The following is a 12,149-nucleotide window of genomic DNA, read 5'->3' as shown; positions in this document are numbered from 1 at the left end:
CAATAAAAATTAATTACACGTTAAATTAAGGTAGCACTATGACACAAGCAAATGTCACCCAAACTATTATGGAAAAAGAAGCCAAACAGGCACCTGTAGTAGTTGAGAATCAGCTCAAAGCTAATCAGGCGTTAGCCAATGTCATCGGTGAAAACCTACGTAAGTTAGATCCTAAAATGGTGATGATCATTGGGCGAGGATCATCAGATCACGCAGGTGTATTTGGTAAGTATCTAATTGAAATAGAAGCCGGTGTGCCAACGTTTGCCGCCGCGCCATCAGTATCAAGTGTATATGGTAAAAAACTGAAACTCGAGCAAGCTTTGGTGATTGTTATTTCACAATCAGGCCGAAGCCCTGACATTATTGCTCAGGCTGAAATGGCAAAAGCTGCGGGGGCATATTGTGTTGCTTTAGTGAATGATGAAAGCTCGCCATTAGCTGATATTGTTGATGATGTGTTACCTCTAAAAGCAGGCGCAGAAATTTCAGTAGCGGCAACAAAAAGCTACCTTGCGACATTGTCAGCTTTATTACAATTAACCGCTTATTGGACTCAAAATGAAGAACTAATTACTGCCTTAGCGTCACTTCCTGCTGCGATGCAAGCCATGATTGATACACCTGCACAGTTAACGCCAGAATCTATTGCTGGGGTTAAAAACATGGTGGTACTAGGTCGTGGTTTAGGTTACGCCATCACCAAAGAAATGGCATTGAAACTGAAAGAAGTTAGCAGTATTCACGCAGAGTCATTTTCTAGTGCTGAGTTTTTACATGGCCCAGTAACGCTAGTAGAACAAGGGTTAGCAATTTTAAATTGCCAAGTTAATGATGAAAGCGCTGCTGCACACGGTGAACAAATAAATGAAATGTTAGCGCGCGGCGCTGATGTTGTTACCTTAAAGCAGTTAGAAATTAACGTACACCCTAGACTCGCTCCATTAGTCGTTTTACAGCGATTTTATTTAGATGTTGCCCATGTTGCCGTATCAAGAGGTTTTAATCCTGATGAGCCCAAAGGCCTTAAAAAGGTAACACGGACAGTATAATGACTATCAGCAGAGTACTTACACAGCGTTTATTCGACGGCGTAAGCTATCAAGATAATAAAGTGATCATTATTGATGATGGCATTATTATGGGTTTTGATGATGAGGTCAGTAACTTTACTGCACAAGTTAGTGGCTTAGTTGCACCAGGTTTTATTGACCTACAAGTTAACGGTGGCGGTGGTGTGTTATTTAATTCAACACCAAGCCTTGTGGGAATTAGAGCCATTATGGCGGCGCATGCAAAATTTGGCACTACCGCTATGTTACCGACATTAATCACCGACACGGTGAGTGTGATGGCTGAAGCTGCTGATGCCATTGCCAGTGCGATAGCAAGTAATGAACCGGGAATTATTGGTATTCACTTTGAAGGCCCTCACTTATCTGTCGCCAAAAAAGGCGCTCATAGTGAGCAATTTATTCGTGATATTAGCGACGAAGAATGGCAAGTGCTTGAGCGTAAAGATATTGGTAAAGTGTTAGTAACTTTGGCACCTGAAACTGTCGCTGATAAAGATATTCAGCGTATGGTTGCTGCAGGTATTTATGTTTCTATCGGCCATAGCAATGCGAGTTACGCACAAGCACAATCAGCTGTGGAAGCAGGTGCTACAGGTTTTACGCATTTATTTAATGCCATGTCGCCATTACAAGGTCGAGAGCCGGGTGTTACAGGTTGCGCGCTATTAAATGACAATACCGCATGCGGATTAATTGTTGATGGTCATCATGTTGATTATGCAAGCTGTCAACTTGCGCTTAAAACTAAGCCTGTTGGTAAAATATTTTTAGTGACTGATGCTATGCCGCCAATTGGAACCGATGATCAAACTTTTGCATTTTTTGATCGCCATGTATATTTATCGCGAGGTAAATTGACTTCCAGCACCGGTGAATTAGCTGGGTCAGTGCTTGATATGGCAACAGCGGTAAAAAATGCTCACACTCACTTAAAGCTGGCGCTAGATGAAGCCTTACGTATGGCTTCAGACTATCCGGCTAATTACATTAAAGATCAGCAACGAGGTCAACTTGTTGTCGGTAAACAAGCTGATTTTGTTGTACTCGATAATGAACTGAACGTGCAATCAACATGGATTGCCGGAAAATGTCGCTATAAAGCTTAAGCATCTTTTTGAAAAATAACGTATAAACATAAAGCCATAAAGTAAAATTATAATTAAAAGCGTAATAAACGCATGAGGAAATTATGGAAACAACAATGACAGACCAACAACGCAGTAGCGTTTTACCCATGGTTATTATCGGTATTCTATTTTTTATTTTTGGCTTTGTAACTTGGCTAAATGGCTCACTGATTCCTTTTTTGAAAGTGATATGTGAATTGAATGAATTCCAAGCTTTGTTTGTGACTTTTGCATTCTATATTGCCTACACCTTTATGGCATTACCTATGTCATATGTGCTGCGGAAAACCGGCTACAAAAATGGTATGGCGTTGGGTTTAGCTATTATGGCAGTTGGTGCCTTGCTGCATATTCCTGCAGCACTAAGTGCTAATTTCTTATTTTTTCTTGTAGGTTTATTTGTCTTGGCAACAGGGCTAACTATCTTACAAACTGCATCAAACCCTTACATTGTTCACATCGGTCCAAAAGAAAGTGCCGCTATGCGCATCAGTATTATGGGGTTAATCAATAAAAGTGCAGGTGTGATCGTACCGATTGTTTTTACGGTCTTGATCTTATCGGGCATAGGCGATTTCTCTGAAAGCTACTTAGCGACATTAGATGAGGTATCAAAAGCAGAAAAATTGGCTGAATTGTCAGCTCGTCTTGTACAACCATACATCATAATTGCGGTTATTCTATTTGCGTTAATTGGCTTAGTGAAGTTCTCTGCGTTACCTGAGCTTAATTTCGATACTGAAAATTCAAATTCAGTGGATGAAAAAACCAGTATTACGCAGTATCCACAAATTATTCTTGGTGCTATCGCTTTATTTGCTTATGTAGGTGTTGAGGTAATAGCTGGCGATACCATTGGTTTGTATGGTGCATCGCTGTCAGTACCTAATTTTTCAGGGTTAACCTCATACACCATGGTATTTATGGTATTGGGCTATATTATTGGTGTTACTTGTATTCCAAAATATATTTCACAAGAAAAAGCACTGATAGGCTCAGCAATAGCAGGTTCTATTTGTATTTTTGGGGTGATGTTTGCATCAACGGAGTCGACGTTAATTGCTGATATACTTTGGGGCTGGAGTGGAATTCAAGTACTACCTGATACTGTTACTTTTGTGGCACTAATGGGCTTAGCACATGCATTAGTTTGGCCATCGATTTGGCCATTAGCATTAGATGGTTTAGGTAAGTTTACGGCTCAAGGCTCAGCACTACTTATTATGGGAATTTCAGGTGGAGCGATTCTGCCACTTGTTTTTGGCAAATTATCATTGTGGCTTGATAGCACTCAGCTCGCTTATGTTGTTGGTTTACCCTGTTATTTATTTATCCTGTTCTATGCGTTAAAGGGCCATAAGTTAAGAAGTTGGTAAACAAGTTTTTGGTGTTATGGCTAAATCAGGCATAGCATCAAGGTGTATTGCTAGTGTTTCGAGTGCGTATTGGTCAAATTGATCGACCCTGAAGTTTCTTCAGGGTTTTTTTATGCTTGAAAGGTAAGTTAAAAAGATAATTAGAATACGTTTTTTTGATGGTAATAAAAAAGCGAACTAATACCTTAGTTCGCTTTTTAACAATATTATTGCGCTTGGCTAGGTTTTTGAATCTAGCTGGGCTTTGCTGTAATTTGGCTTAACATGTTTCTCACCAGTATCATCAGCCAGTTCTTTTGGCATATAGTTTTCATCATGCTTGGCAAGAACTTCACTAGCTTCGATCATGTTGCCATGAACTAATTTGCCGTTAGCCACAATGCCTTGTCCTTCACGGAATAGATCAGGCAAAATACCGTCATAAGTTACTGTTACGGTTGGATCAGACGCTGAAAAAGCGATTGGCATTCTCATATCTGCTAATTTGAAGCTTACTTTTAAGCTCTCTGGATCACGATGTACGCTACCTGGTACCACTAAACCGCCAATACGTAGTCTTTGGCCGTTAATAGCTTTAATACCTGTATCTTCTTTACCGTTATAAATTTCTGAAGGCTTATAAAATAAATCGATATTTTGGCTTAAAGCATACAAAACTAAACCAGCGACAACCCCTAGTCCGATAATAATTGACGATACGATGGTTAATCGCTTTTTACGACGTGGATTCATATTTTACCTCTTAACTTAATTCTTTAACTATGATGATTGCTCGGCACTTGGCTGAGCTTGTGCTTTTTGTTGCTCAGCTGCTTGACGTAATTTCGTTTCACGTTTCTGGCGCTGAACAATTTGCTGTTTAATTTTTTTATGGCTACTAAGGCTAGAAAATACCAGTAAAGCTAATGCCGTGATACTAACACCATAAGATAGCCAGACAAAGAAGCCGTAACCACCCATATCTAAAAATGTGCTGAAGCTATCAAACTGCATGAGTATTCTCCTCTTGCATCACGAGTTCACGCACCCAAGGGCGCATGCTATTTCGGTTTAATATTTCGGTGCGAAAACGTACGCATATTAAAGCCGTGACCAACAATGAAAAGCCAATAAAGCAAATCAAGAAAGGCCAAAACATATCAGCAGTCATCGAAGGCTGACCAATTTTACTGACTGTTGCTCCTTGATGAAGGGTGTTCCACCATTCAACCGAATATTTAATCACCGGTAAATTGATTACCCCAACTAATGCCAATATACCTGCGGCTTTACCTGCTAAACTTTTATCTTCAAAGGCGTTGTGTAATGCAATAACACCTAAATATAAAAATAGTAATATTAACTCTGAGGTTAATCGTGCATCCCAAATCCACCATGTACCCCACATAGGTTTGCCCCATGCAGCACCTGTGACCAAGGCTATAAAGGTAAATGTAGCGCCAATTGGTGCCATAGCCGCGGCTGAGGCATCAGCGAGTTTTAACTGCCAAACTAAGCTTGATAGAGCTGCAATAGCCATACCTAAATAAATGCCCATCGACAACATGGCAGCAGGTACGTGCAAATAAAATATTCTAAAAGTATCGCCCTGTTGATAATCAGCTGGCGCAAAGAGTAATGCCCAAACAATACCAATCGATAAAAAGATGAAAGCTAAGCGTGAACACCAAGGTAATATTTTACCGGCAAAGTGATAGCTGGTTTCAGGGTTTGCATAAGGGTGTAGCCATTTCCACATCATATTAATTTGTACTCACTTTTAGTGCTGCACTTACAGCGAAAGGGGCCAAGGTTAACGAACCAAAAAATATAGCCGCGATTATAGCAAGCTGTCCGTTATAAGGTAAGTTCATTGCCGCGGTATCAATCGCACTAGTGGCAAAAATAAGTACCGGAATGTAAAGTGGAAGCACCAATAGGCTTAATAATACGCCGCCTTTCTTAATTCCTACGGTTAGGGCAACACCGATAGCACCCAATAAACTGAGTACTGGCGTACCTAACAATAAAGTCAGCATAAGTGCGCCGTAACTACTTTCATGTAAATGTAGTAATACTGCGAGTAAAGGCGCAATTAAAATCAGTGGTAAACCGGTTAATAACCAATGGGCGAAAATTTTTGCAATTACTAGAATAAATACTGGGTGAGGGCTCAACAGCATTTGTTCTAATGAGCCATCAGCATGATCAGATTTAAATAACCTATCGAGTGAAAGTAGAGTAGAAAGTAGTGCTGCCACCCAAATTATTCCAGGAGCTATGCGCGATAAAGTAGTACTTTCTGGGCCAACACCTAATGGGAATAATGAAACGACAATAATAAAAAATAATAATGGGTTAACGATATCGTCGCGGTGACGAAAAGCGATCATCAGATCTCTTTTTACAATCAAAGAAAATGCCGCTCGATATGAAAGTTGTGTCATGAATAAATAACCCTAATAAAAACGATAAGCTAAAGTGACTTTTTTTACTCGCTCAGCGGGTAACGATAAATCTTGATGAGTGGTGAGAATTACACAACCACCATTGTCGGCATGTTGAACAAATAATTGTTCTAGCTTTTCAACGCCTAGTTTGTCTATCGCGGTAAAAGGTTCGTCTAAAATCCAAACCTTGTGCTGACTTTGCCACAAACGTGCTAATGATATGCGTCGATGCTGCCCAGCGCTTAAATGCGATGCTAAGGCATCTTCAAAACCAAGTAAATTAACTTCTGCCAATGTTGCTTCAGCGGTATCGCTATTTAAACCATGTAAGGCTAAATTAAACTCTAAATTTTCTTGTGCAGTCATTTCACCTTTCACGCCGGGTAAGTGACCTAAGTAAAGTAAGTTTTGATGAAAGACTTCGCGATGCTGTGCAACAGCCTTGCCTTGAAAGTAAATAGTGCCATCGTAAGGTTGAGATAAACCGGCAAGAATACGCAATAAACTGGTTTTTCCTGCGCCATTTGGTCCTTCTATTTGTACAATATCACCAGCAGAAATATTAAGTTCAAGCGCTTCAAACAATATTCGTTCTTCGCGAATACAAGTTAAGTTACCTGCGCTCAACAAGGTATTTACGCTTTGGGCTGCTGTTTCAATTACTGTGTTTAAATTAGACAAACTTATCTACTTAATTAATACATACACGATATGGACTGATGATAGCTTAATAAAAGCGGTCAGGATTTGACTTATGTCACTATATTTTGACTTTGATCGCATTAAGTCATGGTTATAATACTATATCATTCAATAAAGGCTAGTGTTTACCCTTGATTCGTAACAGGAAATGTAAAAATATGACGGCTCAGCTACTACGGTAATATTTGTTTTAAATCTAATATGAAATCATGTGAGCTATTTGCGATAATACATCGTATAAGTTGTTTAATACTAAGTGGCTCAAACAATTATATCGCTTGGTAAAATAAGGGAAGTTATGAAAATGTTAATATCAAGGGTACTAATTCCATCACTACTAATAGCGATGACTACATTTAATGCTAGCGCAAAAGACGCGAATGAAAGCACGCAATGCTTGTCATTTATGCAACATAGTGAAAAGAAATTGCATGCAAAAGATATGTTGGACTTGTGTGAACTAACCGCTGGAAAGCCAATGTTAATTGTTAATACCGCAAGTCATTGTGGTTTTACACCACAATTTACCGCACTTGAAGCATTGCACAAAGAATATAAAGACAAGGGCTTAGTGGTTATCGGTTTCCCTTCAGATGATTTTTTTCAAGAGGAAGATAATGAAAAAGATACTGCCGACATTTGCTTTGTAAATTATGGCGTAACATTCAATATGTTATCGCCTGTGCATGTATGGGGCAGCAACGCACATCCAATTTTTAAGAAATTAGCAGATAAAACTACTGCGCCAAAATGGAACTTTTATAAATATTTAGTCAGTGCTGATGGTAAAACCGTGAAGCATTTCAATAGTAAGGTAACTCCTGATTCTGAAGTTTTCGTTAACGCTGTTAACGCTATTTTATAGAGATAATTTATGTCTAGGTACGCTGGAAAAAGTAAAAAAATTCATGACTTCACCGCAAAAAATGGTGTGCTACTAACTAATCTAGGTACGCCTGATAGCCCAACCGCTAGTGCACTGCGAAAATACTTACGTGAGTTCCTCTCTGATCCTCGTGTAGTAGAAATACCGCGTTTAATTTGGTTAGTGATATTACACGGCATTATTTTACGTGTTAGACCTAAAAAATCGGCTAAATTATACGAGAGTATTTGGACTGAACAAGGTTCGCCACTGTTAGTGATTAGTAAGCAGCAAAAAGAAAAAGTTGAGAAAATACTGACTGAAAAATATGGCGATAAAGTCATGGTGGATGTGGCTATGCGCTATGGAAACCCATCGATAGATAATGCCTTAGAAAACTTTCAGGAAAACGGGGTTAATAATATTGTTGTGTTGCCTTTATATCCGCAATACGGCGGACCAACAACGGGTTCAACATTTGATGCGGTATTTAATAAAATTAAAACTTGGCGCTGGATCCCAAGTATTCACTTTCAAAGTGGTTACCATGACCAACCGCTATACATAAAGGCATTAGCAGGCAGTATTAGTAATCATATTAAAGCGCACGGCAAGCCTGACAAGTTAGTTTTCTCTTATCATGGTATGCCAAAGTACTTTTTGGAGCAGGGTGACCCATATTATTGTTTTAGCCACAAAACTACTCGTTTAGTGGTTGAAGAGCTTGGCTTTGATAAAGACGATTATGTCATGACCTTTCAATCACGTTTTGGTAAGGCTGAGTGGCTTAAACCCTATACAGATGAAACACTAGCAAGCTTGGCGCAAGAAGGTAATAAACATGTGGCAATTATAAGCCCAGCGTTTAGTGCTGATTGTTTGGAAACACTAGAAGAACTAGTACATGAAAATAAAGAAGTCTTTATCGCTGCAGGTGGTGAACAGTACCATTATATTCCAGCACTAAATGACGCTGATATGCATATTGCTGCAATGGTGGATTTAATTGAGCCACACATTAATAAGTAATTTTAGAATGGGCCAATTTTGAAGTTAAAAAATGAATCGCTAGTAAAACAGAAGTTTTTACTAGCGATAAAAACAAAAAAACGAAACATAAGTTTCGTTTTTTTATTTAATCTTTAGCACTCTTCAAATAGAAAGGCTAAAGAGAAATTTGCTCTTTAGATTAAGATGCAACTACGTTTTCAGCTTCAGGACCTTTTTGGCCTTGTTTTACGCTGAAAGTTACCGCTTGACCATCAGTCAATGTACGGAAACCGTCACCAGAGATTGCACTAAAGTGAACAAAAACGTCAGCGCCGTTTTCTTGCTCGATGAAACCAAAGCCTTTAGACTCGTTAAAAAATTTTACTTTACCAGTTACTGTATCAGACATACTAACATTTCTCGCAGATCAAAAATTAAAGTTTAGCCAAAATGGCCATATACGGAGTAAATGCCCCCCACCTATAAAATACAGGTAGAGAAAGGTTTCCAGTAACACATACTTAAAGCGTCTAGGCTGATTAGAAGTCTGTTGACTTAAAATCTCTCCTTATCCCGAAACGCAAAAACTCAACGCAAAAAGATATTAACACATTAGAATTTAGGAATCTCTAAAAAAAATGAAGATTACTTTACTTTTTTATGACAAAAAAAAGCCAGCGATAATGCTGGCTTTTATTGTTACTAAAAATGAACTACTTACATTTCAGCTATTTGAGCTTTCTGGTCAACCATTTTAGCTAATGTTGACTCTGCTTCTGCTAACTTAGCTTTTTCTTTATTGATAACCGCTTCAGGTGCTTTATCAACAAATTTTTCATTACTAAGCTTACCTCGAACACGGTCTGCATCTTTGGTTAGCTTTTCAATTGCTTTATCTAATCTCGCTAGCTCAGCATCTTTGTCAATTAAACCAGCCATTGGTATTAGCACTGATAAATCACCAACCACAGCGGTTGCTGAAGCCGGACCGTTATCATCATTTGCTAACACTTCAATACTTTCTAATTTAGCTAAAGCACTAATGAATTGTTCGTTGTTTGATAAGCGACGTTGATCATCTGCATTTACGTTTTTCAGTAGTACAGGCAAAGGCTTACTTGGTGAAATATCCATTTCGCCGCGAATATTACGAATAGCAACGATGAACTGTTTTACCCACTCTAAATCATCAATGGCTTGCTGGTCACAATTACTTTCGTTAAATTGTGGGAAGGCTTGCACCATAATTGAATCACCATTTTTATTAAAGTTACTTAATGGCTGTACACGCTGCCAAATAGTTTCAGTAATAAACGGCATGATAGGGTGCATTAAACGCAATAAGCCTTCTAATATATTTACTAAGGTATGGCGTGTTGCACGTTGCTGTGCCTCATTGCCTTTAAACAATACCGGCTTGGTTAACTCTAAGTACCAATCACAGAATTGATTCCATGTGAATTCATACAATGCTTGTGAAGCAAGGTCAAAGCGGAAGGAGTCAAATGCTTCATGTACGGTTTTAACAGTTTGTTCAAACTGACCGATGATCCAGCGATCTGCTAATGATAACTCCATTTCACCGCCAGCAGCGCCGCAGTCAAACTCTTCAGTGTTCATCATTACGTAACGGCTAGCGTTCCATAATTTGTTGGTGAAGTTACGGTAGCCTTCAAGACGCTTCATATCCCAGCTAATGTCACGACCTGTAGTTGCAACAGAAGTTAATGTAAAACGTAAGGCGTCAGTGCCGTGAGCTTCAATACCTTCAGGGTATTCTTTTTTAGTTAGCTTGGTAATTTTAGCGGCAAGTTTAGGCTGCATCATGTTACCAGTACGTTTTTCTAATAAGTCTTCTAAAGAAATACCATCAATCATATCTAGTGGATCAACAACATTACCTTTTGATTTACTCATTTTATCGCCATTTTCATCGCGAATAAGGCCGGTCATGTAGATTTTCTTAAACGGTATTTGTGCTTTACCGTTTTCATCTTTATTGAAATGCATGGTCATCATGATCATACGAGCAACCCAGAAGAAAATAATATCAAAACCCGTTACCAATACATCAGTAGGGTGGAAAGTTTTTAAATCTTCAGTCTCTTTTGGCCAACCTAACGTTGAGAAAGTCCATAAAGCAGATGAGAACCAAGTATCAAGTACATCATCGTCTTGACGTAACTTCATATCCGAAGGAATGTCATTGTTTGCACGTACTTCTTCTTCTGTACGGCCAACATAAACTTTTTCGTTTTCGTCATACCATGCAGGAATACGATGTCCCCACCAAAGTTGGCGTGAAATACACCAATCTTGCACGTCTTTCATCCAAGAGAAATATAAGTTTTCGTATTGTTTAGGTACAAATTCTATTTGACCATCTTTTACTGCATCAACAGCAGGGCCTGCTAGTTTTTCAACACGAACATACCACTGATCTGTCAATAGTGGCTCAATGATCACACCTGATCTGTCGCCATAAGGGGCAACTAAATCATGATCTTTTACTTCAACTAATAAGCCAAGTTCATCGAATTTAGCGACAATAGCTTTACGAGCAACGAAACGGTCCATTCCTGCGAATTCGCTAGGTAACTCAGTACTATAAACTGTTGATACTTCGCCTTTAGTATCATAAACCTCTGCGCTTGCTAAGATTGCTGCGTCTTTGTTTAAAATATTGATTTGCGGCAGAGCATGACGTTTGCCAACTTCATTATCGTTGAAATCATGGGCAGGAGTAATTTTTACACAACCTGTGCCTTTTTCCATATCCGCGTGATCATCGCCAACAATTGGAATTAAACGATTTACTAACGGTAATAAAACTTGTTTACCAATTAAATCTTTATAACGAGGATCTTCAGGGTTCACAGCAACACCTGTATCACCTAACATGGTTTCAGGTCGTGTTGTTGCTACTACTAAATAATCAAGGCCTTCAGCTGTTTTTGCACCATCAGCTAATGGGTAGCGTAGGTGCCACATGTGGCCTTTCTTGTCTTTATTTTCTACTTCTAAATCAGAAATAGCGGTGTGGAATTTAGGGTCCCAGTTTACTAGGCGTTTGCCGCGGTAAATTAGGTCATCTTCAAATAAGCGGACAAAAACTTCTTGTACCGCTTCAGACATGCCATCATCCATAGTGAAGCGTTCACGAGACCAATCGATAGAGTTACCCAAACGACGCATTTGTTTGCCGATAGTGCCGCCTGACTCTTCTTTCCATTCCCAAATTTTATCGATAAAACCTTCACGACCGTAGTCATGGCGAGTTTTATCTTCTTCTGCAGCAATTTTACGCTCTACTACCATTTGTGTTGCAATACCTGCATGGTCGCAACCTGTTTGCCATAAGGTATTTTTACCTTGCATGCGTTGGTAACGGATTAAGGTATCCATAATGGTTTGTTGAAACGCATGTCCCATATGCAAACTACCCGTAACATTAGGTGGCGGTATTGCAATGCTGTAGCTGTCGCCTTCGCCACTTGGGCTAAAGTAACCTTGTTCTTCCCAGCTTTTATACAGGGCTTGTTCAATATTTGCGGGGGTAAATGTTTTTTCCATCAGATTTTCCG

The 12,149-nt window shown here is 39.2% G+C and carries 12 protein-coding genes; 5 read left to right on the top strand and 7 right to left on the bottom strand.

Translation table 11 applies throughout. The features are described 5' to 3' along the window. The first annotated feature begins 38 nt into the window (after positions 1 to 38). From nagB-II to B7C41_RS08210, 3 genes are all read left to right on the top strand, one after another. A complete protein-coding gene (nagB-II, locus tag B7C41_RS08220) occupies positions 39 to 1,052 on the top strand; it encodes a glucosamine-6-phosphate deaminase NagB-II (RefSeq protein ID WP_085298304.1) in 1,014 nt (337 codons plus the stop codon). After that, a complete protein-coding gene (nagA, locus tag B7C41_RS08215; protein WP_085298303.1) occupies positions 1,052 to 2,182 on the top strand; it encodes an N-acetylglucosamine-6-phosphate deacetylase in 1,131 nt (376 codons plus the stop codon). The genes nagB-II and nagA overlap by 1 nt, the downstream gene beginning before the upstream one ends. An 83-nt stretch (positions 2,183 to 2,265) precedes the next feature. After that, positions 2,266 to 3,579 (top strand): sugar MFS transporter, encoded by a 1,314-nt coding sequence (locus B7C41_RS08210; RefSeq protein WP_085298302.1) that lies wholly within the window; start codon positions 2,266 to 2,268, stop codon positions 3,577 to 3,579. 219 nt (positions 3,580 to 3,798) lie between these two features. Here the strand turns inward: B7C41_RS08210 and ccmE are convergent, their stop codons facing one another. Genes ccmE through ccmA form a run of 5 tightly spaced genes read right to left on the bottom strand, consistent with a single transcriptional unit; the run spans position 3,799 to position 6,689 of the window. Then, complete coding sequence (gene ccmE, locus B7C41_RS08205) at positions 3,799 to 4,311, bottom strand: cytochrome c maturation protein CcmE (protein WP_085298301.1); 513 nt, start codon at positions 4,309 to 4,311, stop codon at positions 3,799 to 3,801. 27 nt (positions 4,312 to 4,338) lie between these two features. Next, positions 4,339 to 4,572, bottom strand: coding sequence for a heme exporter protein CcmD (gene ccmD, locus B7C41_RS08200; protein ID WP_085298300.1), 234 nt, complete (start codon positions 4,570 to 4,572; stop codon positions 4,339 to 4,341). After that, positions 4,562 to 5,317: a heme ABC transporter permease gene (locus tag B7C41_RS08195; RefSeq protein WP_085298696.1), complete on the bottom strand. Its 756-nt coding sequence runs from the start codon at positions 5,315 to 5,317 to the stop codon at positions 4,562 to 4,564. The genes ccmD and B7C41_RS08195 overlap by 11 nt, the downstream gene beginning before the upstream one ends. 4 nt (positions 5,318 to 5,321) lie before the next feature. After that, positions 5,322 to 6,005 (bottom strand): heme exporter protein CcmB, encoded by a 684-nt coding sequence (ccmB, locus tag B7C41_RS08190; protein WP_085298299.1) that lies wholly within the window; start codon positions 6,003 to 6,005, stop codon positions 5,322 to 5,324. Between the two features lie 12 nt (positions 6,006 to 6,017). Further along, complete coding sequence (ccmA, locus tag B7C41_RS08185; protein ID WP_085298298.1) at positions 6,018 to 6,689, bottom strand: cytochrome c biogenesis heme-transporting ATPase CcmA; 672 nt, start codon at positions 6,687 to 6,689, stop codon at positions 6,018 to 6,020. A gap of 319 nt (positions 6,690 to 7,008) precedes the next feature. Between ccmA and B7C41_RS08180 the strand changes: the two genes are divergently transcribed. Together B7C41_RS08180 and hemH are read left to right on the top strand one after the other, a co-directional pair. Then, complete coding sequence (locus tag B7C41_RS08180; RefSeq protein WP_235839649.1) at positions 7,009 to 7,575, top strand: glutathione peroxidase; 567 nt, start codon at positions 7,009 to 7,011, stop codon at positions 7,573 to 7,575. Between the two features lie 9 nt (positions 7,576 to 7,584). Continuing rightward, positions 7,585 to 8,604: a ferrochelatase gene (gene hemH, locus B7C41_RS08175; RefSeq protein WP_085298297.1), complete on the top strand. Its 1,020-nt coding sequence runs from the start codon at positions 7,585 to 7,587 to the stop codon at positions 8,602 to 8,604. A gap of 160 nt (positions 8,605 to 8,764) precedes the next feature. Here the strand turns inward: hemH and B7C41_RS08170 are convergent, their stop codons facing one another. Together B7C41_RS08170 and B7C41_RS08165 are read right to left on the bottom strand one after the other, a co-directional pair. Continuing rightward, the gene (locus tag B7C41_RS08170; protein ID WP_077286195.1) at positions 8,765 to 8,974 is read right to left on the bottom strand and encodes a cold-shock protein; all 210 of its coding nucleotides are present in this window, start codon (positions 8,972 to 8,974) and stop codon (positions 8,765 to 8,767) included. Between the two features lie 308 nt (positions 8,975 to 9,282). Further along, positions 9,283 to 12,138 carry a valine--tRNA ligase gene (locus B7C41_RS08165; RefSeq protein WP_085298296.1) on the bottom strand — a complete coding sequence of 952 codons (2,856 nt, stop codon included), beginning with the start codon at positions 12,136 to 12,138 and terminating at the stop codon, positions 9,283 to 9,285. Between the last annotated feature and the right edge of the window lie 11 nt (positions 12,139 to 12,149).

This window comes from Cognaticolwellia mytili (assembly GCF_002104475.1).
Lineage (GTDB): Bacteria > Pseudomonadota > Gammaproteobacteria > Enterobacterales > Alteromonadaceae > Cognaticolwellia > Cognaticolwellia mytili.
The sequence above is the reverse complement of the archived record's forward strand: the minus strand, read 5'-3'. Positions and strand labels throughout refer to the sequence as shown.

Bases quoted from the DNA above. Each gene is read 5' to 3' on its own strand.
- B7C41_RS08195 (WP_085298696.1), bottom strand. From the start codon at position 5,317: ATGTGGAAATGGCTACACCCTTATGCAAACCCTGAAACCAGCTATCAC.
- B7C41_RS08170 (WP_077286195.1), bottom strand. From the start codon at position 8,974: ATGTCTGATACAGTAACTGGTAAAGTAAAATTTTTTAACGAGTCTAAA.
- ccmB (WP_085298299.1), bottom strand. From the start codon at position 6,005: ATGACACAACTTTCATATCGAGCGGCATTTTCTTTGATTGTAAAAAGA.
- ccmE (WP_085298301.1), bottom strand. From the start codon at position 4,311: ATGAATCCACGTCGTAAAAAGCGATTAACCATCGTATCGTCAATTATT.
- nagA (WP_085298303.1), top strand. From the start codon at position 1,052: ATGACTATCAGCAGAGTACTTACACAGCGTTTATTCGACGGCGTAAGC.
- nagB-II (WP_085298304.1), top strand. From the start codon at position 39: ATGACACAAGCAAATGTCACCCAAACTATTATGGAAAAAGAAGCCAAA.
- hemH (WP_085298297.1), top strand. From the start codon at position 7,585: ATGTCTAGGTACGCTGGAAAAAGTAAAAAAATTCATGACTTCACCGCA.
- B7C41_RS08180 (WP_235839649.1), top strand. From the start codon at position 7,009: ATGAAAATGTTAATATCAAGGGTACTAATTCCATCACTACTAATAGCG.
- B7C41_RS08210 (WP_085298302.1), top strand. From the start codon at position 2,266: ATGGAAACAACAATGACAGACCAACAACGCAGTAGCGTTTTACCCATG.
- ccmD (WP_085298300.1), bottom strand. From the start codon at position 4,572: ATGCAGTTTGATAGCTTCAGCACATTTTTAGATATGGGTGGTTACGGC.
- B7C41_RS08165 (WP_085298296.1), bottom strand. From the start codon at position 12,138: ATGGAAAAAACATTTACCCCCGCAAATATTGAACAAGCCCTGTATAAA.